The sequence below is a fragment of the Sphaerisporangium perillae genome, assembly GCF_023276435.1.
Classification (GTDB): Bacteria; Actinomycetota; Actinomycetes; order Streptosporangiales; family Streptosporangiaceae; genus Sphaerisporangium; species Sphaerisporangium perillae.
On sequence record NZ_JALLPO010000023.1, the window covers coordinates 82,081 to 107,439 of the forward strand.

Sequence of the window (25,359 nt, forward strand, 5' to 3'; positions counted from 1 at the left end):
ATGGGCCGGCTCATGCTGGGGGGGATCGGTCGGGACGTGGCGGGCGTAACTGGTCATCGCACAAGAGAGTGATGAATCAGGCAGGGGAAGTCAACGGCCCGGGGCACCGGCGACGATAACTATAAGGAGACACCCTCGGCCGATCATGCCAGGTGGCGCCGCCGGGGGCTGCTACGCGGAGACGCCCGGGCGGTACTTGGGGAGGCGGACGCTCACCTTGGCGCCGGCGCCCACGGCCGTCTCGACCACCAGGCCGTACTCGTCGCCGTACACCTGGCGCAGCCGTTCGTCCACGTTGGCGAGCCCGACCCCACCGGTCCCCGACCGCTCGTCGGAGTCGCCGGACAGGATGCGGCGCAGCCGCTCGGGGTCCATGCCGATGCCGTCGTCCTCCACGCTGATCAGGCACTCGGCGCCGGCGTCCTCGGCGGTGATCGCGATGCGCCCGACGCCGTCCTTGCTCTCCAGGCCGTGCCGCAGAGCGTTCTCGACGAGGGGCTGCAGGCACAGGAAGGGCACGGCGACGGGCAGCACCTCCGGCGCGATGCGCAGAGTGACCCGGAGCTGGTCGCCGAAGCGGGCCCGTTCGAGGGTGAGGTAGCGGTCGATCGACCGCAGCTCCTCGGCGAGCGTCGTGAACTCGCCGTGCCGCCGGAAGGAGTATCGGGTGAAGTCGGCGAAGTCCAGCAGCAGCTCGCGGGCGCGTTCGGGGTCGGTGCGCACGAACGAGGCGATGGTGGTCAGCGAGTTGTAGATGAAGTGCGGGGAGATCTGCGCGCGCAGCGCCCGCACCTCGGCCTCCATGAGCAGGGTCCGCGAGCGGTCCAGCTCGGCCAGCTCCAGCTGGGAGTCGACCCAGGCGGCGACCTCGCCCGTCGCCCTGACCAGGCCGGCCGAGGCGTGGTCGCCGTAGGCCGCGAGGGAGCCGACCACCCGGTCGTCGGTCGTCAGCGGCACGACGACGGCGTGCCTGATGGGGCATTCGGGCAGCTCGCAGGAGACGACGTCGGGCCCGAGCACCTGGATGCGGCCGTCGCGGAGGGTCTCGGCGGCGTGGGCGAAGGCGTTCTTCGCGTGGTGGTCGCCCGCGCCGTCGTAGACCAGCAGCTCTTCGCCGTTGGTGATGGCGATGGCGGGCGAGCCGAGCAGCTCGCGCAGGTAGCGCGAGGCCTTGAGCGCCCCGGCGGCGGTCAGCCCGGCCCGCAGCGGCGGCGCGGCGAGCGAGGCGGTGTGCAGGGTCTCGAAGGTGGCGCGCTCGGCGGGGCTGGTGCCGAGCTCGCGCCGGCCGCGCAGCACGCGCCAGAGCACCACGGCCGGCACCCCGACGAGGGCGAGGAGCACGGGCAGGGCGAGCAGGGGGTCCACGCCGCCGGAGCCTACTCCAGCGGGCCGCCGTCGAGGGCCTCGCGGATCCTGCCGGCGTACGACTCCGCCTCGGTGTCGCCGTCGTACTTCACCCTCGGCCAGAAGAAGCCGCGCAGGCCGTCCTTGCGCCGGCGGGGCACGACATGGGTGTGCAGGTGCGGGACGCTCTGGCTGATCCTGTTGTTCATCGCGACGAAGCTGCCGTCGGCCCCGAGGCCCTTCTCGACGGCCCGGGAGATCGCCTGGACCCGGGCGAAGTACGGCCCGACCGCCTCGCCGGGGAGGTCGGCGAGGGTCTCGACGTGCCTCGCGGGGATGACGAGCACGTGGCCCTTGAACACCGGGCGGGCGTCGAGGAAGGCCACGGCGACCTCGTCGGCGAGCACGACCTGGGCGGGGACGGCGCCCGCGGCGATCCGGCAGAACACGCACGCCGGGCCGGAGCCTCCGCCGGTCGCCGGGTTCTCGTTCGGCTGCGGGTCCATGCGGGCGTCCGATCGGTAGGGAGGCGGTCTCGGCCCATTCCAGCACGCTCCGCGCCCGGGCCGCGCGCCCCCTCGAAGATCGGGCCCGCCGAGACCGGCCCACCGGACATCCGCTCGCGGGGCAGGCCGCTCGGCGGGACGCCCGCCGGTGAGGCTCAGGCGGAGGCGCCCTCGGCGAGCCGGCTCAGGTAGAGGGTCACGATCGTCTGGCCGCCTTCGGCGTCGATGACGTCGAAGGCCCGCACGGTGCCATGCTGCACGGTGTCGGCCATGATCTGCTGGGGGTGGTCGATGGCGTGACGGGTCACCGGGTCGCCCTCGCGGTCTTCCAGGCCCACCGCGAACTGGTCGTCCTTGGGGTCGTACTCCAGGTAGGCCAGCGGTGACCGCTCGGCCTCGACGAGGTCGCCGAGTTCCCCGCTGACCACTTCGACCGTGACGTCCACGCCCTCGTAGTCGCGCGTCATCGCGTCGAAGAACTGCCGCCACTCCTCGCGCGGAAGATCCGGCCGCTGCTTCATGACATGGCTCCCTCCCCGGCCCGCGGGCCGCCGCGTCGTCACCATGCTGAGCGTCCCCGATTCCCGGCACATCACCCGATCGGGTAGAAATCACCGCGCCTCGGCAGGAATAGCCTGAAACTCCCCGCTCGGAGCGACAAATCATGTGCTATCACGTGAAAGACGACTTACATCGGCAATCATCAACGGGCAGTCATGATCGACAGTACGGCGCAGGGCCGTGTTCCCGGCGAAAGGACGACCTTGAGCAGCACCAGCACCGGCAGCGAATCCCCGCTCTCCGCCTACGGCCTCGACCAGCTGCGGGAACGCCGCAGCGCCAAGTGGCGGGAGTACCCACCGGACGTGCTGCCGGTGTGGGTCGCGGAGATGGACACCCCGCTCGCCGAGCCGATCGCCGCCGCGCTGGCCGCGGCCATCGAGCGCGGCGACACCGGGTACGCCGTCGCCGGGGGCCTGCCGGAGGCGTTCGCCCGGTTCGCGGCCCGCCGCTTCGGCTGGCACACCGACCCCTCGGCGATCCGCCTGGTACCCGACGTGATGGCCGGGATCGTCGAGGTTCTGCACGTGGTGACCGAGCCGGGAGACCGGATCGTGGTCAACACGCCCGCCTACCCGCCGTACTTCTACTGGCTGCCGCGCATCGGGCGGCAGGTCGTCGAGAGCCCGCTCACGCTCGGCCCGGAGGGCTTCCGGCTGGACCTTTCCGCTCTGGAGCGCGACTTCGCCGCCGGCGCCACCGCGTACCTGCTGTGCAGCCCGCACAACCCCACCGGGCTGGTGTTCACCGAGGAGGAGCTGCTGGCGGTCGCCCGCCTCGCCGAGCGGTACGGGGTCCGGGTCGTGGCGGACGAGATCCACGCCCCGCTGGTCTACGCCGAGGCACGGCACGTGCCGTTCGCGTCGCTGGACGCCTCCGCCTCGGCCCGCTCGATCACGCTCACCTCGGCCTCCAAGGCGTGGAACCTCGCCGGCCTGAAGGCCGCGCTCGCCGTGCCCGGGGCGGAGGCCGGCGCCGACCTCGCCGCCGTCGACCTCGAGGTCAGCGAGAGCGCCGGCCTGTTCGGCGTGATCGCCTCGGAGGTGGCGTTCACCGCCTGTGAGCCGTGGCTGGACGAACTGATGGCCGGTCTCACCGCCAACCGCGCCCTCCTGCGCGACCTGCTCGCCGAGCGGCTGCCCGAGGTCGGGTACCAGCCCCCGCAGGCGACCTACCTGGCCTGGCTGGACCTGCGCGCGCTCGGGCTCGGCGACGACCCCGCGGAGTGGTTCCTGCGGAAGGGCGGGGTGGCGCTGTACTCCGGCCACAAGTTCGGGACGCCGGGGCACGGCTTCGCGCGGTTCAACTTCGCCACCTCGCCCGAGCGGGTGGCCGACGCGGTCGGCCGCATGGCGGACTCGCTGGGAGGCGCCGCGCCGGCGCGCGGGTGAGGCCGTCGCCCCCGGGCGCGCGGCGCGATCAGGTGTCGACGAAGCTCGGGGGCACCATCACGCGCAGGCCGTTGGGGATCGCCCGGATCGTCATCGGCGTGCGCAGCAGCACCTCGCCGTCCACGTCGGCGGCCATCGGCGGCTCGGTCTCCAGCAGCATCTCCCTGCCGGTGACGAACGGCCCGCCGGCGAGGCTCCGCCAGCGCCCGCCGGCCGCGCGCACCAGGGTCTCGGCGAGCAGCCGCAGCCGCTTGCCGGAGCCGAGCTGGTAGGCCACCAGGTTGCGGTTGTCGATGCTGATGTCGCTGGCGATCTGCCAGCCGCCGTGGTAGCGCCCGTTGGCGATGTTGAGCTGGTGCGTCAGCAGCTCGTGGCGGCGGCCGTCCACCGTGATGTACGCGCGGAACGGCTCGTGCTTGGGCAGGATGGTGAGCGCGGTGAGCGGGTAGGCCGCCCGGCCGAGGATCCGCTTGAGCCACGGCCTGACCGTCCCCGCCACCTCGACCGACACCCCGAAGCTCGCCAGGTTGGCGAAGGGCCGGTCACCGGCCATGCCGAGGTCGATGTCGGCGACCTTGCCCCGGCTGAACACCTTGACCGCCTGGGCCAGGTCGAGCGGGAGCCCGAGGCTGCGCGCGAAGTTGTTGGTGGTGCCGAGGGGCAGCACGCCGAGGGCCACGTCGCGGTGGGCGACGTGCTTGACCGCCTCGCTGAGGGTGCCGTCGCCCCCGCCGACCGCGAGCAGGTCGGGCTGGAGGTCCAGGGCCTCCTCGATGATCTGCGGCAGCCGGGAGGGGTCCATGACGGCGTAGGTGCGCAGCGGCCGGAAGCCGCCGGCCTGGAGGAGCCGCAGCGTCTCGAAGTAGCGATGGCGGCCCCGCCGGGACCGGGTGTTGACCACCAGCACCATTCTGCGCAGATCGCGGATCGCCTTGGTGTGTTCCGCCTTGCTCCGCGGCTCGCTCACCGATCACCCATCCCGTAGAAGCTGTCCGGGACATGCTATGCACTCGCGGAAAACGAACGGGACGGGTACGGCGAGGCCGTACCCGTCCCGCGGCGGCCGACCGGCCGCCGGTTCCGCCTTACCTGTTCTCGTGGTGCTCTTACTTCTCCGGCGGGGTGAACTGCGCGATCACGCCCAGGTTGCCCGGGAGCGGCGCGACCAGCTTGATCTGCACGCCGAGCTGCTTGCCCTCGTCGCCGGGGTTACCGGAGCCGAGGGTGAAGCCGTTGATCGTCTCGCCGTACAGGTCGGTGGCCGGGCTGCCGTCGGCGTTGACCACCCGCACGGAGTACGGCTGGTCGCCCTTGGAGGGGACGACCACCGAGCCGTCACGGAAGCGGTAGAAGAGCCCGGTCTCGCGGCTCTCCAGACCCGGGTACCACGTCTTGGCGTCGGTGAAGGTCTTCACCCCCGCCTGCGGCGCGAACTGCGTGCAGTACTCGGTGAACGGCTCGCCCTCGAGGCACTCCTTGAAGGGGTACGTCTTGATGAAGCCGAACGCCGCGTTGGACGACTGCGGGCGCGAGGGGATGTTCTTCAGCGTGCCCGGGTCCAGCTCGGCCGCCTTGCCGGTGCGGCGCAGCGGGTCGAAGTGGGAGTCGACCAGGAGCAACTGGCCCTTGGCGCCCGCCGACGGCAGCGACCAGACGTTGGACGCGGCGTTGTTGTAGCCGAGCGAGGTGTCGCGCAGCCAGACGAGCATGCCCGGAGCGTTGTAGGGGACCTTCTCCACCTTCCAGGCGTTGTCGTGGCTCCAGGTGGTGTCGTAGGTGTAGCTCAGGCCCTTGTCGAACCCGTCCAGGTTGCGCCACTCGGCCAGGTAGTACTGCGCGCTCTGGAGGCTGCCACTGTGCTGCGTCCAGCCGGCGCCCTTGGTGTCGGTGAAGGTGCCGGCGGTGGCGGTCCAGCCGTTGGCGCCGGACTCCACGTCGTCGCTCCACACGGTGGTGCCGCCGCTGGTGACCGAGAGGTCGTCGACGAACCAGCCGCGCTCGTTGGCGGCGGCGTCGGTGGCGTACCGCAGGCGCAGCTTGACGTCCTTGCCCGCGAACGGCGCGAGATCGGCGTAGTAGTGCTGCCAGCCGCCGGAGTCGCCGGTCAGGCCGTACTTCTTGTTGCCGTAGTCGCGCAGGCGCTTGTTGGGGTCGGGGTAGTCGTCGCCGGTGGAGACCAGCGCGCCGTCCTCGCCGTAGACCTTCTGCTCGGCCCAGGTCGTGCCGCCGTCGGTGGAGACCTCGACGAAGCCGTAGTCCCAGTCCTGCTCGATGGTGAAGTCGTTCCAGAACCAGAACCTGCCGTCGGTTCCGGCCGGGACGGAGATGTCGCGGGTGATCCGCGTGTCGGCCCAGTCCTGGTCGTTGCTCGACCACCACACCTTGGCCCCGCTGTGCGGGGTGGTGAGCGTGACGGACTTGTCGGGCAGGTTGATCCGGACGCCGTCCTCGGTGAGCTTGGGCGTGCGCGAGGCCTGGCCGACGGTCACGAGCTTGGTGCCGTCACCGGGGTTGATGACCTTCGGGTTCGCCCAGCCGAGCACCCACTTGTCCCACAGGCCCATGTGGATCGGCATCGACTGGAAGATCGGCCCGGAGTGGGAGCCGGTCGACATCAGGTCCCAGAACTCCACGTCGCTGTCACCGGCGCCGGTGGCGTCGTACAGGTCGGGCAGGCCGAGGTCGTGGCCGTACTCGTGGGCGAACACGCCGACGCCGGAGTCCTCCGGCTGCACGATGTAGTTGGAGATCTTGACGCTGGTGCCGGGGACGGTGTAGCCGCCGGCGATCGCGCTGGAGTGGGCCCAGATGGCGAAGGTGCCCTGCGCGCCGCCGCCGCCGGACTTGTCCTCGCCCGCGTGGACGAGCACCAGGTGGTCCACCACGCCGTCGGGCTCGTTGTAGTTGCCGTCGCCGTCGGCGTCGCCGGTGTCCTCCTGGTCGTAGTCGGCCCAGGGGAAGCTCGGGTTCTGCTTGACCAGCTCGTTCACCGCGTCGATGCCGAGCTGCGACGCGCCGCGCGGGTTGTCCGGGTGGCCGGAGGTGTCCTGCACGGCGGCGTGGCAGGCGCCCGCGCCGTACCAGGCCTCGGAGTGCGGGACCTTGAGCCAGCCGATCGCCTCACCGGTGACGGTGTAGGCGCCCTTGGACATCTCCTCGTACATGTTCTTCATGGTGTAGCCGGAGATGTCGATGCCCGGCTTGCCGTCGCGCGGGTCCTTCAGGTCCGTGCGGACCCGCTTGGTGATGCCCTTGGTGGAGTAGAGCATGTCGTTGTAGTGGGCGTTGTTGAAATCCGCCACCCACATGGAGTTGTTGTCCTTACCGCCGCCGGCCGCGAGGGCGGGGTTCGGGATGGTGTTGTGCAGCGGGCCGTTGATCTTGGTGCCGGGAGGCTCCGTGATGCAGTCGTCCGCGTCGTCGATGGTCTTGGGGTGGCTGAAGCCCGAGAAGTCGTCGTTCGCGTTCTCGTTGAACTCGACCAGCAGCGTGAGCAGTTTCGCCTTCTGCGTGGTCGTGGCCTTCTTGTACAGGAACTCGTAGGGGTTCTTGCCGGTGCGGACGGCCGTGCGCTCATGCTTGGTGAGCTCGCGGGCGGCGACCGGGTTGCCCAGGGAGAACTTGTGGTCGAACTCCTCGGGGGTGGGCGCGGTGCCGTGCCGCTTGGCCGCCCCGGTGTCCACCTTCTCCGCGGCCTTCGAGGCCGTGTCGCTCTGCACCCTCGGAGGCGCGTAGTTGATGTAGTAGTCGCTCGCGCTGGGCTGGTACCTGGCGACCGTGGTGTCCCCCGGTGCCGCGGCACCTGTGACCGCGAGGCCCGCCGCCGCCAGCCCAAGGACCGGCAGTACCGCGGCGAGACGCCTGACTCTGCGTGACAACAGGGTTTCCTCCTCCGCCCGGAGTGTCCGGGCTCGGCCCGGGGTCTCCGGGCACACGTCAAGGCGCGCCGGGATGGACACGCCAGCCGTGGAGATCTGTGGCGTTTACCAATGGAACGCCCCAGAATCGGCAAAGCGGACGTTAGACGAAAAGGTAAAGGAGTAGTAAAGCCGACAGAGGATGTTGCGAAATCGTCATCCTCGACGGTCCAGCCGCCATGGGCTTTCCAGCCCGCACTACCGCCGGCCGCGGAATGTGATGCCCGATTCATGCCCTTTCGTGGTGAATTCGGATTCCGGCGGCCAGAACGTACAGTCACAGGCGTGAACCCCGTTGACGCCCTCATCGACGCGCTGCCCGCCGGAAGGGTTCTGACCGATCCGGACGTGGCGGGCTCCTACGCCCGCGACCAGACGTTCCTCCAACCCGGCAAGCCGCTGTGCGCCGTGGCGGCGCGGACGCGCGACGACGTGGTGGCCACGATGCGCTGGGCCTCCGAGCACCGCGTCCCGGTGGTCCCGCGCGGAGCGGGCACGGGGCTCGCCGGCGGAGCCGTCGCGGTCGAGGGCTGCGTGATGCTCTCGCTCGCGCGCATGACCGCGATCCGCGAGCTGTCCCCCGCCGACGAGATCGCCGTCGTCGAGCCCGGAGTCATCACGGCCGACCTCGACCGCGCCGCCCGGGAGCACGGCCTGATGTACGCCCCGGACCCCTCCTCCTACGAGATCTCCACCATCGGCGGCAACCTCGCCACCAACGCGGGCGGGCTGCGCTGCGTGAAGTACGGCGTCACCCGCGACTCCACGCTGGGCCTTGAGGTCGTGCTCGCCGACGGCAGGATCCTCGGCACCGGCCGCCGCACCATGAAGGGCGTGACCGGGTACGACCTCACCGGGCTCTTCGTCGGCTCGGAGGGCACGCTCGGAGTCATCACCGCGGCGACCCTGCGGCTGCGCCGGGCGCCCGCCGTGCCGCCGGTCACCATCGCCGCCGAGTTCCCCTCGCCGCGCGCGGCCGGGGACGCCGTCGCCGCGATCGTCGCCGCCGGATGCCGGCCCCTGCTGCTGGAGCTGATGGACCGCGGCACCCTGGAGGCGATCGACGCCTGGAAGAACATCGGCCTGGACCCCGGCGTGCGGGCCATGCTCCTCGCCCAGTCGGACGGGCGGTTGCCCGGCGACGCCGAGGAGATGGCCCGGCTCTGCGAGGCGAACGGCGCGAGCTTCGTCGCGGTGCCGGCGACTCCGGAGGAGACCGACGAGCTGATCGGCCTGCGCCGGCTGGCCTACAACGCCCAGGAGCGGCTGGGCGCGTGCCTGGTGGAGGACGTCTGCGTCCCCCGGTCGGTGCTGCCCGACATGATCACCATGATCGAGCGGGCCGCCGCCCGGCACGACGCCAAGATCTGCACGGTCGCGCACGCCGGGGACGGCAACCTGCACCCGGTCTTCATCTTCGACCGCGGGCTCCCCGAGCCGCCGGCGAACGTCTGGGCCGCCGCGGACGAGGTCTTCCGCGCGGCGCTCGACCTCGGGGGGACGCTGACCGGCGAGCACGGCGTCGGCCTGCTCAAGCGCCGCTGGCTCGCCCTGGAGAGCGGCCCGGTGGTGACCGAGGTGCAGCACGGGATCAAGGCGGTCTTCGATCCGCTGGGCATCATGAACCCGGGCAAGGCCATCTGACCCGGCCAGGCGGCGCCATCTCCGCCGATTTGCGCTGATCTCGGCTGATGTGCGGGGCCATCGGTACTTACCGGCCCCGGCACCAGCCGTCCCACTGGTACCGTTCATCACCAAAGTGGGGACGTATAGCGTTATCGGGGGTCGGGGTGGCACAGGGGCTCACGGATGAGGATCCGCGCCGGCTCGGCGCGTTCGAGATCCTCGGCCGGCTGGGAGAGGGCGGCCAGGGGGTCGTCTACCTCGGCCGTTCCGGCACAGGCGACCCGGTGGCGATCAAGCTGCTGCACGCCCGGCTCTCCGGCGACGCCGACGCGCGCGCCCGCTTCCTGCGCGAGGTCTCGGTCGCGCAGCGGGTCGCCCGGTTCTGCACCGCCTCGGTGCTCCACGCCGACCTGGCCGGCAACCAGCCCTACATCGTCAGCGAGTACGTCCCCGGGCCTTCGCTGCGCCAGCTCGTCGACCGGGAGGGACCGCGCCGCGGGGCCGCGCTGGACCGCCTCGCGGTCAGCACCGCCACCGCGCTCGCCGCCATCCACCGGGCCGGCATCCTGCACCGCGACTTCAAGCCCGCCAACGTGCTGATGGGTCCCGAAGGGCCCGTCGTGATCGACTTCGGCATCGCCCGGGCGCTGGACACGCCGGGGGCCACCGCCACCGGCGACACCCTCGGCACCCCCTCGTACCTGTCCCCCGAGCAGCTGGCCGGCGCGGCGGTCACCCCGGCGGTCGACGTGTTCGCCTGGGGCGTGACGATCGTCTTCGCCGCCACCGGCCGTCCGGCCTTCGGCTCGGACTCCATCCCGGCCGTGATCAACCGTATCCTCAACGAGGAACCGGACCTGACCGCCCTCGAGGGTCAGTTACGCCCCCTCGTCACCGCCTGCCTGGCCAAGGACCCGGCCCAGCGTCCCTCCGCCGAGGACCTGGTGGCCCATCTCATGGGCCGGCCCGCCGCCGCACCCGCAGCTGCGGGCGCCCCCATACCCGGGCCCGCGGGCGCGCCAGGACCGGGCCCCACCGGCGGCGGCCCCGGGAACGCCGAGGGCACCAGGCTCGGTGCCCCGGGACATTCCGCGGGCGCCACGCAGGGCACCGCCGGCCGCAAGTCGCGTGGCGGGCGGACGGTCGCCCTGTCGATCGCGGCGGGGCTCGCGGCCGCGGTCGTGACCGCGGGCACCGTCGTGCTGGCCCAGTCGGGGTCCGGCGGCCCGGCCGCCGGGAAGGTCGCCGCCGGCCAGGAGGCGACCGGCCAGGGCCCCAGCGAGGACCAGACGGGCACCTGGCCCACCGTGGACGCCACGGCCGGGGAGCCGGCGTCGCCGTCGGAACCCCCGGCCGCGTCGCCGTCCCGCACCGGGCAGGCCTCCAACAAGGGGAAGACCCAGGCCGGCGACTCCTCCGCGCCGCCGTCCGCCACCCCCCGGCGCTCCACCCCCGCGCCGTCGCGTACCCCGGCGCCGACGCGCCGGCCCACCCCGAAGGCGACGCCCACCCCCAAGCCGTCGGCCTCGCCGACCAGGAAGCCGACGCCGACCCCGGCGCCGACCCAGAAGCCGAGCTCCACTCCCAAGCCGACCACCTCCGCCAAGCCGACGCCCAAGCCCAACCCGTACACGGCGGCCGGGGTGTGCGGCTCCGGCTACAAGGCCATCGACTCCCATTCGCTGGGCGCCGCCACCGTGTACCTGCTCTACAGCGGTGCGGCGGGGAAGAACTGCGTGGTCACGATGTCGAGGTACGTCGTCCCGCAGAAGATCCGGATGGGCGTGGTGCTGCAGGTCCAGGGCGGCGCCACGGGGAACGACGCGGGCGCCTACACCACCTACGCGGGCCCGGTCCGGCTCGCCGCCAAGCAGGCGTGCGTCATCTGGGGCGGCACCTACGGCACGGCGACGTGGAAGAGCGGCTGGTCCCACTGCGGATGACCCCGCCCGCACGGCGCTCACGGGCCCGCTGATCGGGGTCACGGCGGCCGTCGACCTGTGGCCGATCAACCCGGCCGCTCGTGCGGCCGGCCGGTGTACTACGTTTTGCCAGGGCTGATCGCGCCGCCCAGGGCGGCGATCCCGGAGGAGGTGGCGGGTGAGCGTCTTGAGCAGTCGTCTGGACCCCGCGAGCGCCGATTACCAGGCCAGACGCGCGGCCATGCTCGCCAAGCTGGACGAGCTGTCGGCCGAGCAGGCCAAGGCGGTCGCGGGCGGTGGCCCGAAGTACGTCGAGCGCCACCACCGGCGCGGCAAGCTGTCGGCCAGGGAGCGGGTGGAGCTGCTGGTCGACCCCGACTCGCCGTTCCTGGAGCTCTCGCCGCTGGCGGCGTGGGGCACCGACTTCCCGGTGGGCGCGAGCGTGGTCACCGGCATCGGCGTGGTCGAGGGCGTCGAATGCGTGATCATCGCGAGCGACCCGACGGTGCGGGGTGGGGCGTCCAACCCCTGGACGCTGCGCAAGACCTTGCGCGCGATGGACATCGCGCTGGAGAACCGGCTGCCGCTGATCAACCTGGTGGAGTCGGGGGGCGCGGACCTGCCGACGCAGAAGGAGATCTTCATCCCGGGCGGCCGGATATTTCGTGATCTGACCCGCCTGTCGGCCGCAGGCATCCCGACCATCGCGCTCGTCTTCGGCAACTCCACGGCCGGAGGCGCGTACGTCCCCGGCATGAGCGACCACGTGGTCATGGTCAAGGAACGCGCCAAGGTCTTCCTCGGCGGGCCGCCACTGGTCAAGATGGCGACGGGTGAGGAGTCCGACGACGAGTCGCTGGGCGGCGCCGAGATGCACGCCCGCGTCTCCGGACTCGCCGACCACCTGGCCGCCGACGAGCACGACGCGCTCCGCATCGGCCGCCGCATCGTCAGGCGCCTCGACCGGCGCAAGCCCGGCGGGCCCCACCCGGGCGGCGTCCGCCCCCCGCTCCGCGACGAGGACGAGTTGCTCGGCATCGTGCCGGAGGATCTGAAGATCCCCTTCGACCCGCGCGAGGTCATCGTCCGCATCGTCGACGGCAGCGAGTTCGACGAGTTCAAGCCCCTGTACGGCGGGAGCCTGGTCACCGGGTGGGCCACCCTGCACGGGCACCCGATCGGCATCCTCGCCAACGCCCGCGGCGTGCTGTTCAGCGAGGAGGCGCAGAAGGCGGCCCAGTTCATCCAGCTCGCCGACCAGTCGCGCACTCCCCTGCTGTTCCTGCAGAACACCACCGGCTACATGGTCGGCAAGGACTACGAGCAGAACGGCATCATCAAGCACGGCGCCATGATGATCAACGCCGTGTCCAACTCCACGGTGCCCCACCTCACGGTCGTCATGGGCGCCTCCTACGGAGCCGGGAACTACGGCATGTGCGGGCGGGCGTACGACCCGCGCTTCCTGTTCTCCTGGCCGAGCGCCAAGTCCGCGGTCATGGGGCCGGCCCAGCTCGCCGGGGTGCTGTCCATCGTCGCGCGCGCCGCCGCCGAGGCGCGCGGCCAGGCGTACGACGAGGAGGCCGACGCGGCCATGCGGCAGATGGTCGAGGCCCAGATCGAGGCTGAGTCGCTGCCCTTCTTCCTGTCCGGGCGGCTGTACGACGACGGGGTCATCGACCCGCGCGACACCCGCACCGTCCTCGGGCTCTGCCTGTCCGCCATCGGCAACGCCCCCGCCCCTGCCCGAGCCGGTTTCGGCGTCTTCCGGATGTGAGCGCATGATCAGACGACTGCTGGTGGCCAACCGGGGGGAGATCGCCCGCCGGATCTTCCGCACCTGCCGTGACCTCGGCATCGAGACCGTGGCCGTGTTCTCCGACGCGGACGCCGCCGCGCCGCACGCCGCCGAGGCCGGCCAGGCGGTCCGGCTGCCCGGGGCGAGGCCCGCCGACACCTATCTCGACATCGCCGCCATCATCGGCGCCGCCGTGAAGGCCGGCGCGGACGCCGTCCATCCCGGGTACGGGTTCCTGTCGGAGAACCCCGCCTTCGCGCGAGCCGTACAGGACGCCGGGCTGACGTGGATCGGACCGGGCCCGGACGCCATCGCCGCGATGGGCTCCAAGATCGAGGCCAAGCGCCTGATGGCCCAGGCGGGAGTGCCCGTGCTGTCCTCGGTGCTCCCTGCGGGCGCCGGCGGCGGAGACAGCGCCGCGGAGCTGCCGTTCCCCGTCCTTGTGAAGGCGTCGGCGGGCGGCGGCGGGCGCGGGATGCGCGTCGTCCGCGACCCGGCCGGGCTGGCGGAGGCCGTCGAGGCTGCCGGCCGCGAGGCGCTGGCGGCGTTCGGGGACGGCACCGTGTTCGTCGAGCCGCTGCTGGAGAACGCCCGGCACATCGAGGTGCAGATCCTCGCCGACGCGCACGGCACCGTGTGGACGCTCGGCGAACGCGAGTGCTCCATCCAGCGCAGGCACCAGAAGGTCGTGGAGGAGACCCCCTCGCCCGGCCTCTCCCCCGGCGCGCGCGACGTCCTGCTCGAGGCCGCCGCCAGGGCCGCCAAGGCGATCGGCTACGTCGGCGCGGGGACGGTCGAGTTCCTCGTCGCGGGGAACACGATCGCGTTCCTGGAGATGAACACCCGGCTCCAGGTCGAGCACCCGGTCACCGAGTGCGTGTACGGCCTGGACCTCGTCCGCCTCCAGCTGGAGATCGCCGAGGGCGCCCGCCTGCCGGCCGCGCCGCCCGAGCCGCGCGGCCACGCCATCGAGGTCCGGCTGTACGCCGAGGACCCCGCCCAGGGCTGGCGCCCGCAGAACGGCACGCTGCACCTGTTCGAGGTGCCGGGCGTGACCGCCCGGTTCGAGGTGCCGCCGGGCATCGCCGCCGAGGGCCTGCGGCTGGACTCGGGGGTGGAGAGCGGGTCGCAGGTCGGCGTGCACTACGACGCCATGCTGGCCAAGGTCATCGCGTGCGGGCCCGGCCGGGCCGCGGTGGCGCGGCGGCTCGCCGCCGCGCTGGCCGGCGCCCGCATCCACGGCCTCACGACAAACCGCGACCTGCTCGTGCGCGTGCTGCGCCACGAGGCGTTCCTCGCCGGCGACACCCACACGGGGTTCCTCGACCAGCACGACCTGACCACGCCGGCGGCCGTCCCCGGGAGCGCGGCGTCCGCGACGTACGGCGTGGCCTCCACAGGCCTGCTCGCCCTGGCCGCCGCGCTCGCCGCGGCGGCCGGCAACCGGGCGGCGGCGCCAGTGCTGGGCGGCCTGCCGAGCGGCTGGCGCAACGTGCCCTCCGAGCCGCAGCGCGCCGCCTTCGACGGGCCGGACGGCCGCGTCGAGATCGCCTACCGGCTCACCCGCGACGGCCTGCGCGCGGAGGGCTTCCCGGACGTGGCGCTCGTCTCGGCGACCCCCGAGGAGGTCGTCCTGGACGTCGCGGGGGTGGTGAGCCGGTTCGCCGTGGCCCGCTACCCCGACGCGGTCCACGTGGACGCGCCGCTCGGCTCGGCGCGGCTCACGCCGCTGCCGAGGCTGCCGGAGCCGGTGGTGCGCATCGCCCCGGGCTCGTTGCTCGCCCCCATGCCGGGTACCGTTCTGCGGGTCGAGGTCGATCCCGGCGCACCCGTCACCGAGGGGCAGCCGATCCTCATCCTGGAGGCGATGAAGATGGAGCATCAGATCTCCGCTCCGGCGGCGGGCGTCGTCTCCGCCCTCAACGTCACACCGGGCCGCCAGGTCGAGGCGGGAGCCGTGCTGGCCGTCATCGACGCCGTCCACGAGGCCGTCACGGAGTCCGTCACCGAGGAGCGGCGATGACCACGCTGGTTCACCGCGAGGTGCGGGGCGGGATCGCGACGATCACGCTCGACTCGCCGGGCAACAGGAACGCCCTGTCCATCCGCCTCCTCGGCGACCTGGAGCGCGCTCTCGACCGCGCCATCGGCGACGCGGACGTCCGCGTCATCGTGCTCACCGGCACCGGCCCGGTGTTCTGCTCGGGCGCCGACCTGAAGGAACAGGCCCCCGCTCCCAACGCCATGCCGCACGACGCGCCCGTCACCGCGTCGTTCCCGGAGATCATGAGCCTGATCTGGGGAAGCCCCAAGCCGGTGATCTGCCGCCTCAACGGCACCGCCCGCGCGGGCGGCCTCGGCCTGGTCGCGGCCTGCGACTTCGCGATCGCCCCCGACTCGGCGACGTTCGCCTTCAGCGAGGTACGGCTCGGGGTGGTGCCCGCCATGATCTCGGTGACCGTGCTGCGGCGGCTCGACCCGCGCGCCGCCGCCGAGTACTTCCTCACCGGCGAGGTGTTCAGCGCCGCCCGCGCCGCCGAGATCGGCCTGCTGACCCGTGCCGTGCCGGCCGAGGAGCTCGACGCCACGGTCGCGCGCTATGCCGGCATGCTGCTGCGCGGCGGCCCCGAGGCCCTGGCGATCACCAAGCAGCTCGTGCGCACCGTCCCCGGCCTCTCGGTGGACGAGGGGATGCGGCAGATGGCGGAGCTCTCCGCCCAGCGCTTCACCTCCCGGGAAGGCCAGGAGGGCATCCGCGCCTTCATGGAGAAGCGCCCGGCGTCCTGGATCCCGGCGGCGGACCCCGGGCAGGACGCCTCCTGACGGGGCCACCCCGGTCGCGGGGGGCTTAATGGTTCGACAAGCGGGTCCCTTTCCAGCAGGCTGCCCCACATGACACGCACAGATATCCCCCCGTCATGGGACGAACGGGCCACGCTGACCACGTTCCTGGACTACGCCCGGGCCACCGTCCACGCCAAGTGCGAGGGGCTCTCGGAGGAGGACGCCAGGAAGGCCCCCCTGCCCGGCTCGCCCCTGATGACGATCAGCGGTCTGGTGAGCCACCTGCGCTGGGTGGAGTACTCCTGGATCCAGGTCCGGCTGCTCGGCGAGGAGGAGCACGCGCCGTGGACGGAGGAGGATCCCGACCGTGAGATGCGGATGGCCGTGGAGATCCCGCTGGCGCGGCTGCTGGAGGAGTACGAGGCGCAGTGCGCCCGGTACCGCGAACTGGTCGCCGGCCTGGACCTGGACACCGTGGCCAAGCAGCCGATCAGGGACGGCAGGCACGTCACGCTGCGCTGGATTTTGCACCATCTGGTCGAGGAGACCGCCCGGCACAACGGGCACCTGGACATCCTGCGGGAACTGGCGGACGGCACCACCGGCGACTGATGAGCCGGTCGCCCCGGGTCGGCGCGCGTCCAGGCCCGGCACGCCTGGGTCTTGCCCCCGGGCCTTCTGGGGCCGTCCCCGTGACATGAAGGACATAGGGGACAGAACCGTCGATCATGCTCTACAATTGCGCGCAATTGCGACCAGCTCGGCGTTTCGGGGAAGGATCGTCATGCGTCTGCGATTTCTCGGCTCAACTTCGGAGGCCGGCGCCTGCCCTTCGTTGTACGAGACCGACCGTGGCACGATCGTCGTCCAGGGGCTCACGCTGACCGACTCCGAGGCGTACGCCGATCTGCGGCACGTCCTCGACGGCGAGTCGGCCGTGGAGGTGCCGCGCGAGCTTCTCATCGAGGTCGCCCGCCAGGTGCTCGGCGTCTCCGGGCCCGCAGCAAGTGTCGCTGATCACGAATAGGGAGATCCCTATGGCATGATCGCCGCGCGCGGTCTAACCTCATGCGAGTCCGAGGCCGACTGGAGGTGAGCGTGAGCGGCTTCCAGCAGGCACGGATCGACCTGGGCACCCGGCTCCGCCAGTTGCGCGAGGCCGCGCAACTCTCCGGCAAGGACCTCGCGGCCCGCCTGAACTGGCAGGCCTCCAAGGTGTCCCGCATCGAGAACGCCCGGCAGAGCGCCACCGAGGACGACGTGGTGGTGTGGTGCCAGGCCGTCGAGGCGGCCCCCGAGGTCGTCGACGACCTGATCGGCAAGGCGGTGACGCTGCTGGAGCGCCAGGACTCCTGGCGCCAGCGGCACCGGAGCGGGCTGGCCGCGCTCCAGGAGGACGTCCGCGACCTCGAGGCGCGCACCACCTTGTTCCGCGTGTTCGAGCCGGGCGTCGTCATCGGCCTGCTGCAGACCGCCGAGTACGCGCGCAACATCTTCTCCAAGGTGCGCCGGCTCTACGGCGCCGCCGACGACATCGACTCGGCCATCCGGGTCCGGATGCGCCGGCAGGAGATCCTGTACGACCAGGGGCGGCATTTCCGTTTCGTGCTGCCGGAAGCGGTGCTGCGCTACCGGCTCGCGCCCGACGACGTCATGCGCGGCCAGCTCGACCGGCTGCTCGCCGTCACCACCCTGCCCAACGTCGAGTTCGGCGTGATCCCCTTCTCGGCCGAGCTGCCGTCCGCCCTGCTCAACGGGTTCTGGATCTACAACGAGTCCATGGTGGGCGTCCCGACCAGGACCAAGGACCTGGTGCTGCGCGACCCCGACGACGTGGCCTTCTACGCGAGCGCGTTCGAGGACCTGTGCGAGGTGGCGGCGTTCCGGGAGGAGGCCCGCGAGGTCATCGTTCGCGTTCTTGTCGATTTCGCCAAACAATCGACGTCTTGACGCCACAATTGCTTGCCGAACCCGGCAAGATCATGCAATCCTGACCTTCCCAGGGTGATGTGGAGGTGAGGCACATGCTGGACACCATGTCATGCCTTGAGCGGTTCGCGTGCGCGGCCCGCCTGCACATCGACCTCTCGGTGCAGCTCATCGACGGCAACCCGGCCGGTGTACGGGTCCGCAACCGCTTCAGCACCACCCTGATGGAGGTCGTCACCTGCAGCCCGCAGGGCGTCTTCCTCACCTCCTGGGGCTACCGGCTCGGCACCGCGGACGACATCGACAACGCCGCCGGCCGCCTCGCCTACCTCCTCGCCGCCCTCCCCGCCTGACGGGCTACAGCAGAACCGCGCAGCCGCGGTCGCGAAGGACGCGCAGGGCCTCGGGCTCGCGGTCCAGCTTGTTCCAGCGCAGGTCGAGCTTCTCCAGCCGGGGCAGCTCGGCGATGCGGTTGCCGTACATGAAGAGGGTCGACAGGCCGGTCAGCTCCAGCAGGGCCCGGGGGAGGCCTCCAGGGCGTTGCCGTCCAGGTGCAGCTCGCGGAGCGCGCCGAGCCGCCCGATCTCCTGGGGCAGGCCGGTGAGGCGGTTGCCGTCGAGCAGCAGCACGGCCAGCCGGCGCAGGCGGCCGATCGATGGCGGGACGTCGGTGATGCGGTTCCACGCCAGATCGATCCGCCGCAGATCCGGCAGATCGCCGATCGCCTCGGGCACCCGGTCCAGCCCCGCCCCGGAAGCCCGGAACTCCGCCGCGCGAGCAACCGCACCCGCACGAACCCCGGCAGTGGTCCGATCACCGTCGATGGAAGCCGGCCTCTAGGAGAGGGGAAAGGCGGAGCGCGGGACGCTCACCTCGCGGGCGGCGGCTATGCGAGCGTGCTCGAGGAGCCGCCCGCGCGAGAGCACCGAGGGGTGGAGCGTATAGCGGATGATCAGGCCGTCGAGCATGCTGTCGAGGCGCTCGGCAGCGCCATGCGGATCGTCGCAGGTGAACGCGCCCGAATCGACGCCGGCCTGGATCACCTGCTCGACCGCGCCGATCCAGGCCGTCTCCAGCTCCAGCAAGATGTCCCGCACGACGGTCTCGCGAAGGCCGGCCGCGAAGGCGTCGATCCACAGCAGCCAGCTCTGGTCGGTGCGCGACCGGGGGATGTAGTACCGCAGCACCCGGTCGAGGCGCTCGGCGGCCGGCCCCTCGGCCTGGACCAGCTCCTTGAGCCTCGCGACCTCGCCGTCGATGGTCACCCGGAGCATCGCGGTGATCAGCTCGTCCTTGGTGGCGAAGTGATAGTGGATCAGCCCGCCGCTGACGTTCGTCGCCTTGGCGATGTCGGCCACCCGGGTGTTGGAGATGCCGCGCTCGAGCACCACCCGGCGCGCGGCGTCCAGCAGCTCCGCCCGGCGCTGATCGGCCTGATCGGCCCGGCTGCCGCGTGTCCCCTCCGCACTTCGCACGGCCAGATCCTACCCCGGCCGCCTCCACTGCCGGTGTCTACCTGCCCAGGGCGCCCTGCAGGTCCATGACGTGGTCCTGGGTCTGCTGCAGGAGCGGGCGCAGGGCCTCGGCGACGTCGTGCAGGCCGAGCTCCATGGCCTGGCTGACCCGCTGGCGGTATCGCTCGAGCTGCGCCGCCTCCAGATCGAGGTCGAGGCGGAGGGCGTCGGCGCCATTGGGCACGTTGGGGATCCTCGGAACGGAGACCGACGGGACGCCGCCGAGGAAGGAGATCTGCGCGGCGAGCGTCGTAGCGTGCTCCAGTTCCTGGTGCAGGTGAGCCTTCAGCTCCTCGATGATGCTCTGGTACTCGGCCCCCTTGATCGTCGCGGTGTGCTGGGTGTACTGCACGATCGAGCGGTACTCGCTCTCCAGGTCCTCGTTGAGGAGGGCGACGAAGCTCTGCTGGTCCACGCGAGATCATCCCTTTCGTGAGCGGTCGAGGCCCCCTCCTACCCCCGATGCCGGCGACGATGCGCCACGACGCCCATGCGTTCAGACCGGCTCCGCACAGGACCGGCCGGCGCCGACCTCCTCGGGCGCATCGCCCGTATTGAGCCCTTCCGCGCAACGTGTTGATCACTGATTGTGGTACGCGGGTACCCCGCCGCGCGCGCTCCTCCGCCAGAAGCTCGGTCAGGAAGTCCACCGTCTCGTCGCGTACCGGCAGCACAGCGGTGTATGTGACACTCATCGTCGACGCGGAGCCCCGGGTGAAGCTGGTCTGTGGAAGGACCACCTTCATACCCGGGGCTCTGCGTCTTCTTGTTGCACCACAACGGATCCGGCGTGTCGCGGACCTAACTGCCGACCGGCTCGCGGCACAGGACCACAAGTGTCACAACGTCACGGCCGAGTACGGCTAGGCCTGCGCGGCGAGCAGCTTCTCCATCGCGTCGAAGTAGTCGCCGATTCAGCCGGACGCCGCGACCCCCGCTGCCCGCTCGGCCGAGCGGGCAGCGGGGGTGGCCGGGGTGACGGGCCGTCGGCGCCTCAGCGGGCGCGTCCGGCCTGAGGCCGGATGCCCGGCACGCCTGGGGTCAACTGGCGTCGCAGTAGCGGTTGCTGAGCGGGACGTTGTCGAACTTGATGGTCTTCCATGAAAGCGCCGGCGTGCTCATGTAGGCGGCCCTCACCCTGACCACCACACAGCCCCCGCGGTTGTAGGCGGCTTTCACGTTGCTGTTCGCGCTCCGGTAGTGGTAGCGGACCGCGAGGGTGCAGCCGGCTTTGGCGCCCACGTGCGGCAGGAGCCTGCACAGGCGTGACGCGGCCGTCTTCGCGGTCCAGCCGTAGGTGTCGAAGTTCCGCTTGATAGAGCGTGTCGTCGCCTTGCTGAAGTACCAGGAACACGTGGTGATGCCGCAGTTCCTCCGTACCCAGCTCGCCGCCTTGAGGGGGTCCGCGGACGTGCTCGCCGCCGTTGACAGATCGCCGCCCGTGAGCGATGGGGTGATGAGGCTGGAGCCGACCACGCCGGCATTCGCCTGGGGGCCCTGGGTGGCCGCCGACGCGCCCGAAGCTCCTCCGATGACCACGGTCGCGCCCAGGGCGAGACCGCCTACGAGGGTGGTGATGGTTTTGCGCATCCCTTTTCCTTTTCTAGCTAAATGTTCGTCTTTGAGGGTTTTGGTGGGGTTTGGTCGAATCTGTGGCTGCCTTTCTCCCCGTATGCCGCCACCCCTTGTCGCGAGCGGCGGACGGTGGTGACCCGCGCCGTTTTCGGGGGTGTGCATCCAGGTTTCGGGCGGGGAAGGTTGTTTGGCAGCCCCCATGACCAGGGCAAACAAAAAATCGGTGTGGCGCCCGACGGGGCGGCGGCCGGCGGCGCATCGATACAGTCGTCACGTGTGAGCGCTGACACCGTTGTGGATACCGCTTGACATGGGTAGTTTGGGGCTCTCTGAGCGATCTTGTCGTCCAACGAGCGGAGAGCCCGAACGATGGGTCGTCGTGAGAGCCCGCTGGACCCCGCGGCGGGACCGGTACAGCGCTTCGCCTACGAGCTGCGGAAGCTCCGTCAGGAAGCCGGCGGCATGACCTATCGGGCCATGGCAAAGCGCGCGGGCTATTCGGTCACCACGCTGTCGCAGGCCGCGGGAGGAGAGCGCCTGGCGTCGCTGCCCGTCGTCCTCGCCTACGTGGCGACGTGCGACGGCGACGCCTCCGAATGGGAGTCCCGTTGGCACCAGGCCGCCCAGGAATCGGCCCGTGAAATGCAAGGAGAGGACACCGCTCCCGCGCCCTACCTGGGGCTGGCCCCTTACGGCACGGCCGACTCCCATCGGTTCTTCGGCCGGGACCGGCTGGTCGGGGACCTGCTCGAACTGCTGGGACAGCGTCGTTTCGCGGCGGTGTTCGGCCCGTCGGGCAGCGGGAAGTCCTCACTGCTGAAAGCCGGGCTGGTGCCGGTCCTGCGCGAAGGGACCGCCTCGCCGGAGCACGCTTCGGAGGAGATCCGCGTGTTCACCCCCGGCGATCGGCCCATGCGTCATGCCGATCGGCTCGTCGCGGGCGAGGGCGGTTCCGGCGTCCTGGCCGTGGTCGACCAGTTCGAGGAGGTCTTCACGCTCTGCCGGGACCAGGCCGAGCGCGCCGCGTTCATCGACCTGCTGCTGACCGCGCGACGCCCGGAAAGCCGTGTGCGGGTGGTCATAGCCGTCCGAGCGGACTTCTACGGGCGATGCGCGGAGCACCGCGAGCTGGCCGAATCCCTGCGCGACGCCAACCTCCTGGTCGGACCGATGAGCAGGGAGGAACTCCGGGAAGCGATCATACGGCCGGCCATGGCGGAGGGCCTCACCGTTGAACGGGCGCTCACGGCCGAGATCATCGACGACGTCGCCGGCGAGTCAGGGGCGCTGCCGCTGATGTCGCACGCACTGCGCGAAGTCTGGCACCGCCGCAAGGCGAAGATGCTGACCTTGGAGTCCTACGAGAGCGTGGGCAGGGTCCAGGGGGCCATCAGCCACACCGCGGAGGGTCTGTACGCGAAGCTGTCGCCGGAGCAGGCGAGGATCGCCCGGCGGATCCTCCTGAGGTTGGTCAACCCAGGTGAGCAGAGCGAGGACACCCGCCGTCCCGCCGCCCGTGCCGAGCTGGACCCGCGAGGGGAGGCCGACACGGCGCTGGTCATCGAGCGTCTGGCCGGTTGCCGGCTCCTCACACTCCACCTGGACACCGTCGAGCTGGCCCACGAGGCGCTCATCGGCTCCTGGCCGCGCCTGCGCGCCTGGGTGGACGAGGACCGCGACCGCCTGCGCGCTCAGCGGCAGCTGACCGAGGCCGCGAGGACATGGGAGGAGCACGGCCGGGACACCGGGGTCCTGTACCGGGGCACGCGCTTAGCCGTCGTGGAGGGGCTGCTCACCGAGCCGGAACACCGCGACGACCTGACGCCCGTCGAGTCGGGCTTCCTCCTCGCCAGTGCGGCGCTGGCCCGGCGCGGAACCCGTATACGGGTTATCGTCTCCGCCGCGCTGGCGGTGCTGCTGGTCGTCGCCACGACGGCGGCGGGAGCGGCCTCCTGGCAGGCGAGATTGGCCGGAGACCGGCTGGAGGAGGCGCTCGGGCGGCTGGTCGCTAGACGTGCCGCCGCTTTGCGCGACACCGATCCAAAGCTCGCCCGCCAGATGAGCGCCGCGGCCTGGCGGATCGCCCGCGTCCCGGAGGCCCGTGACGAGCTGATCGACTCGATGACCGACCCGGCGGCCGACGTCTTCAGCGATCCGTACAGCGCCGCGGGAACGGTGCACGCGCTCAGCGCGGACGGCGCCAAGCTGGCCACCTACACCGCGGGCAGGCCCGGCGAGCCGGGCTGGTTGCGCGTCTACGACGTGGCCGCGAAGAAGCAGATCGCCAGTGCCATCTGGGCGAGCGGACAGCGGGTGAACGCCCTCGCGTGGAACCCCGACGGCCGCACCGTGGCGGTGGGCGACCCGTCAGGGGTTCGGCTGTGGACCGTCGCAGGCCCTCCGCCGAGCGGCCCGTCGTTCGGCCTCGCCCAGCAGGATCCTCCGTCCGGCGACGACCGGTTGGCGTTCAGTCCGAGCGGCCGCCTGCTCGTCATGGCCAACGGCGACGCCACCGAGACCTGGGACGTCGCGCTTCGCCGGCGCGTGCTCACGGAGCCGGTCAGAGCCGTCAGCGCGGACGACCGGCTGGCTCTCGTGATCCCTCCGGAGGCCGTGGAGGTCAGAGCTGTCGGGCAATGGTCCACCGATGGCTCTACGTGGCACGAGGAACCGTCGGGAAACAGGCTCGTGGAGGTCTGGGACCTCCAACGCCGAAAGCCGGTCCCGGCGCCATGGCTGCCGGCCGCCGCCATGGATGGCGTGTTCGGCCCGGACGGGCGGACGCTCGCCCTCACCACCCTTGAGGGGATCCGGGTGTTCGACGTCACCACCGGGCGGGAGATCTCGGACCCGCTGCTTCCGTTCACCGAGCACGTGCGGTTCAGCCCGGATGGGCGATACCTCACCGGGTCGGCGGCCACGGCGCGCGTGCACCTGTGGCGGGTGCGGGACGGCGTCGAGCTGATGAGCCACCCGCTCCCACCGGCCGTGGAGCTCCCGGCGGACGCTCCACGCATGTCTTCCGACGGCCGGTTCCTCAGGGTGTCCGGCCCGGACGGAACCGTACACGTCCTCGATGTCTCCGCCCACACCAGACCGACCGTCCTCGCCCGATCCGGCGACGAGAGGCGATTCAGCCCGGACGGCCGCTTCCTGGCGGTGGAGGGCGGTCACAAGGGAAAACGTCAAGTGTCGATCTGGGACATTGCCCTCCGAAAGCCCGTGGGCCGCCCGATCCTCCTCGACGATCCCTCGCGAGAGGCACTTATGCGCGGACCCGGAGGGTACTCCCCCCACTTCAGCCCGGACGGGCGAACGCTCGCCCTCACCCACCATGAATCCACGACGGTGACGTTGTGGAACATCGAGGCCGGTACCCGCGTCAGGGCAATCCGCCTTCGGAACCCGGAACCCGGCGGGGTCACGTCTCTGGCATTCTCTCCGGACGGCGCGACCATGGCGCTGAGCCTTCCCGACCGCCGAGGGGGCGAAGAGCTGGAACTGTGGGATGTCCGAAGCGGCGCGTGGATCAAGACCATCTCGGGTGCGGGTGGAGAGATCCTCACCTTCCTTCCCGGCGGACGCCGGCTGTACGCCGGGGACACATTGCAGGGGAACCTGGTGGATACCGCCGCGGGAACGGTGAGCAAGGACAGACCCGACGTCCGCGCCCAGGGAGAAACCCTCTTCTCCGGCGACGCGGCCGTGACGGTCGACAACTCAGGTCGCTTAACGTTCTGGGACCAAAGCTTGCGCGTACCGCTGGCTCCGCCGCAGAGCGCTGACGTGGCACCGATCAACGCCATCGTGCCCTTCCCGCCGGGCCACCTCTTCGCCACCGTCTCCGGGGACGAAGGGCTCGTCAGGCTGTGGGACTGGCGGGGATTCCAGCAGGTCGGCTCGCCGATCGAGTACTACCACCTTCCCCCGGGGCTAGGGTTCAGGGGGACGGCCGTGGGGTTCAGTAGGACGGCGCTGCTGATCTCCTTGCCCGACGGAGCATTGCTAGAGATCCCCGTCGATCCCGACGCTTCCAGCGCCTTGATCTGCGACCTGGACGGCGGCATGTCCCGTGCCGAGTGGGAAAGCCATATCCCCGAGCTGCCCTACTCGGACACCTGCGGCCGGCGGCGGTGAGTGCGCCTCCTGCGCCGTGTCGGTGTGAATGCACCGGTTCCCTGCCTCTGACGCATTGGGCGTGCTCGCCGGCTTACCCCTGCTGCGCCGTGGCGCCATGTCGAATTAGATGAATGTCACGAATTGTCGGAGGCTCTTCGTCTCAACTTGTCGGAGGCTCTTCGTCTCAACGGCTGCCGGCGGGTTCTGGCACGCGAGAAGCCGAGACGATGTCTCCGCGCTGCGACGGTACACCCGCGGCCATCCCTGCCCCTCACCCCACAGATACCGCTAATTCCGACATTTAACTTTGTCGCGACAATGGTGATTGATTTCTTGCTTCACACATTAATTATTGACGGAAGTCGGTTGCGAA

General features: G+C 71.2%; 21 protein-coding genes and 1 pseudogene. 11 read left to right on the forward strand and 11 right to left on the reverse strand.

Annotated features, from left to right (window positions below):
• Positions 1–171: 171 nt before the first annotated feature.
• The 3 genes from MYF83_RS23055 to MYF83_RS23065 all read right to left on the reverse strand — a co-directional run bounded on the left by MYF83_RS23055 (position 172) and on the right by MYF83_RS23065 (position 2,371).
• A complete protein-coding gene (locus MYF83_RS23055) occupies positions 172–1,365 on the reverse strand; it encodes a sensor histidine kinase (protein WP_248962703.1) in 1,194 nt (397 codons plus the stop codon).
• Between the two features lie 11 nt (positions 1,366–1,376).
• Positions 1,377–1,850: an HIT family protein gene (locus MYF83_RS23060; RefSeq protein ID WP_248962704.1), complete on the reverse strand. Its 474-nt coding sequence runs from the start codon at positions 1,848–1,850 to the stop codon at positions 1,377–1,379.
• A gap of 155 nt (positions 1,851–2,005) precedes the next feature.
• The gene (locus MYF83_RS23065) at positions 2,006–2,371 is read right to left on the reverse strand and encodes a DUF5335 family protein (protein WP_248962705.1); all 366 of its coding nucleotides are present in this window, start codon (positions 2,369–2,371) and stop codon (positions 2,006–2,008) included.
• 243 nt (positions 2,372–2,614) lie between these two features.
• Between MYF83_RS23065 and MYF83_RS23070 the strand changes: the two genes are divergently transcribed.
• Positions 2,615–3,802 (forward strand): MalY/PatB family protein, encoded by a 1,188-nt coding sequence (locus MYF83_RS23070; RefSeq protein ID WP_248962706.1) that lies wholly within the window; start codon positions 2,615–2,617, stop codon positions 3,800–3,802.
• Between the two features lie 28 nt (positions 3,803–3,830).
• Here the strand turns inward: MYF83_RS23070 and MYF83_RS23075 are convergent, their stop codons facing one another.
• Complete coding sequence (locus MYF83_RS23075) at positions 3,831–4,769, reverse strand: diacylglycerol/lipid kinase family protein (RefSeq protein ID WP_248962707.1); 939 nt, start codon at positions 4,767–4,769, stop codon at positions 3,831–3,833.
• Positions 4,770–4,908: 139 nt separating this feature from the next.
• Positions 4,909–7,680 carry an immune inhibitor A domain-containing protein gene (locus MYF83_RS23080; protein WP_248962708.1) on the reverse strand — a complete coding sequence of 924 codons (2,772 nt, stop codon included), beginning with the start codon at positions 7,678–7,680 and terminating at the stop codon, positions 4,909–4,911.
• A gap of 324 nt (positions 7,681–8,004) precedes the next feature.
• Here MYF83_RS23080 and MYF83_RS23085 point away from each other — a divergent pair, with 324 nt between their 5' ends.
• The 9 genes from MYF83_RS23085 (at position 8,005) to MYF83_RS23125 (ending at position 18,131) form a co-directional block, all read left to right on the forward strand.
• The gene (locus MYF83_RS23085) at positions 8,005–9,363 is read left to right on the forward strand and encodes an FAD-binding oxidoreductase (protein WP_248962709.1); all 1,359 of its coding nucleotides are present in this window, start codon (positions 8,005–8,007) and stop codon (positions 9,361–9,363) included.
• Positions 9,364–9,509: 146 nt separating this feature from the next.
• Positions 9,510–11,288, forward strand: coding sequence for a serine/threonine protein kinase (locus MYF83_RS23090; protein ID WP_248962710.1), 1,779 nt, complete (start codon positions 9,510–9,512; stop codon positions 11,286–11,288).
• A gap of 157 nt (positions 11,289–11,445) precedes the next feature.
• On the forward strand, positions 11,446–13,044 hold the full coding sequence (locus tag MYF83_RS23095; protein ID WP_248962711.1) for an acyl-CoA carboxylase subunit beta: 1,599 nt from the start codon (positions 11,446–11,448) through the stop codon (positions 13,042–13,044).
• A 4-nt stretch (positions 13,045–13,048) separates the two neighbouring features.
• On the forward strand, positions 13,049–15,088 hold the full coding sequence (locus MYF83_RS23100; protein WP_248962712.1) for an acetyl/propionyl/methylcrotonyl-CoA carboxylase subunit alpha: 2,040 nt from the start codon (positions 13,049–13,051) through the stop codon (positions 15,086–15,088).
• Complete coding sequence (locus tag MYF83_RS23105) at positions 15,085–15,888, forward strand: enoyl-CoA hydratase-related protein (protein ID WP_248962713.1); 804 nt, start codon at positions 15,085–15,087, stop codon at positions 15,886–15,888. Before MYF83_RS23100 ends, MYF83_RS23105 begins: the two co-directional genes overlap by 4 nt.
• A 69-nt stretch (positions 15,889–15,957) precedes the next feature.
• Positions 15,958–16,461: a DinB family protein gene (locus tag MYF83_RS23110; RefSeq protein WP_248962714.1), complete on the forward strand. Its 504-nt coding sequence runs from the start codon at positions 15,958–15,960 to the stop codon at positions 16,459–16,461.
• A gap of 172 nt (positions 16,462–16,633) precedes the next feature.
• Positions 16,634–16,876: a hypothetical protein gene (locus MYF83_RS23115; RefSeq protein WP_248962715.1), complete on the forward strand. Its 243-nt coding sequence runs from the start codon at positions 16,634–16,636 to the stop codon at positions 16,874–16,876.
• A gap of 71 nt (positions 16,877–16,947) precedes the next feature.
• Entirely contained in the window at positions 16,948–17,799 is an 852-nt protein-coding gene (locus MYF83_RS23120) for a helix-turn-helix domain-containing protein (RefSeq protein ID WP_248962716.1), read from the forward strand.
• A gap of 74 nt (positions 17,800–17,873) precedes the next feature.
• Complete coding sequence (locus MYF83_RS23125) at positions 17,874–18,131, forward strand: hypothetical protein (protein WP_248962717.1); 258 nt, start codon at positions 17,874–17,876, stop codon at positions 18,129–18,131.
• A gap of 4 nt (positions 18,132–18,135) precedes the next feature.
• Here the strand turns inward: MYF83_RS23125 and MYF83_RS42960 are convergent, their stop codons facing one another.
• The 6 genes and pseudogenes from MYF83_RS42960 to MYF83_RS23150 form a co-directional block, all read right to left on the reverse strand.
• Positions 18,136–18,261, reverse strand: coding sequence for a hypothetical protein (locus MYF83_RS42960; protein WP_279339923.1), 126 nt, complete (start codon positions 18,259–18,261; stop codon positions 18,136–18,138).
• Between the two features lie 20 nt (positions 18,262–18,281).
• Positions 18,282–18,602, reverse strand: coding sequence for a leucine-rich repeat domain-containing protein (locus MYF83_RS23130; RefSeq protein ID WP_443729301.1), 321 nt, complete (start codon positions 18,600–18,602; stop codon positions 18,282–18,284).
• A gap of 12 nt (positions 18,603–18,614) precedes the next feature.
• Positions 18,615–19,253 (reverse strand): TetR/AcrR family transcriptional regulator, encoded by a 639-nt coding sequence (locus MYF83_RS23135; protein ID WP_248962719.1) that lies wholly within the window; start codon positions 19,251–19,253, stop codon positions 18,615–18,617.
• Between the two features lie 37 nt (positions 19,254–19,290).
• Positions 19,291–19,707, reverse strand: a complete 417-nt coding sequence (locus tag MYF83_RS23140; RefSeq protein WP_248962720.1) for a ferritin-like domain-containing protein — start codon at positions 19,705–19,707, stop codon at positions 19,291–19,293.
• Positions 19,708–19,888: 181 nt separating this feature from the next.
• Positions 19,889–19,987 (reverse strand): annotated as a pseudogene (locus tag MYF83_RS23145) (IS5/IS1182 family transposase); the annotation flags it as partial.
• A gap of 346 nt (positions 19,988–20,333) precedes the next feature.
• Positions 20,334–20,882, reverse strand: coding sequence for a hypothetical protein (locus tag MYF83_RS23150; RefSeq protein ID WP_248962721.1), 549 nt, complete (start codon positions 20,880–20,882; stop codon positions 20,334–20,336).
• 354 nt (positions 20,883–21,236) lie between these two features.
• On the opposite strand from MYF83_RS23150, the gene MYF83_RS23155 reads away from it, so the two are divergent.
• On the forward strand, positions 21,237–25,004 hold the full coding sequence (locus MYF83_RS23155; protein WP_248962722.1) for an nSTAND1 domain-containing NTPase: 3,768 nt from the start codon (positions 21,237–21,239) through the stop codon (positions 25,002–25,004).
• The last annotated feature ends 355 nt before the right edge of the window (positions 25,005–25,359 follow it).

Bases quoted from the DNA above. Each gene is read 5' to 3' on its own strand.
- MYF83_RS23105 (WP_248962713.1), top strand. From the start codon at position 15,085: ATGACCACGCTGGTTCACCGCGAGGTGCGGGGCGGGATCGCGACGATC.
- MYF83_RS23155 (WP_248962722.1), top strand. From the start codon at position 21,237: ATGGGTCGTCGTGAGAGCCCGCTGGACCCCGCGGCGGGACCGGTACAG.
- MYF83_RS23100 (WP_248962712.1), top strand. From the start codon at position 13,049: ATGATCAGACGACTGCTGGTGGCCAACCGGGGGGAGATCGCCCGCCGG.
- MYF83_RS23060 (WP_248962704.1), bottom strand. From the start codon at position 1,850: ATGGACCCGCAGCCGAACGAGAACCCGGCGACCGGCGGAGGCTCCGGC.
- MYF83_RS23125 (WP_248962717.1), top strand. From the start codon at position 17,874: ATGCTGGACACCATGTCATGCCTTGAGCGGTTCGCGTGCGCGGCCCGC.
- MYF83_RS23115 (WP_248962715.1), top strand. From the start codon at position 16,634: ATGCGTCTGCGATTTCTCGGCTCAACTTCGGAGGCCGGCGCCTGCCCT.
- MYF83_RS23150 (WP_248962721.1), bottom strand. From the start codon at position 20,882: ATGCGCAAAACCATCACCACCCTCGTAGGCGGTCTCGCCCTGGGCGCG.
- MYF83_RS23110 (WP_248962714.1), top strand. From the start codon at position 15,958: ATGACACGCACAGATATCCCCCCGTCATGGGACGAACGGGCCACGCTG.
- MYF83_RS42960 (WP_279339923.1), bottom strand. From the start codon at position 18,261: ATGTACGGCAACCGCATCGCCGAGCTGCCCCGGCTGGAGAAGCTCGAC.
- MYF83_RS23065 (WP_248962705.1), bottom strand. From the start codon at position 2,371: ATGAAGCAGCGGCCGGATCTTCCGCGCGAGGAGTGGCGGCAGTTCTTC.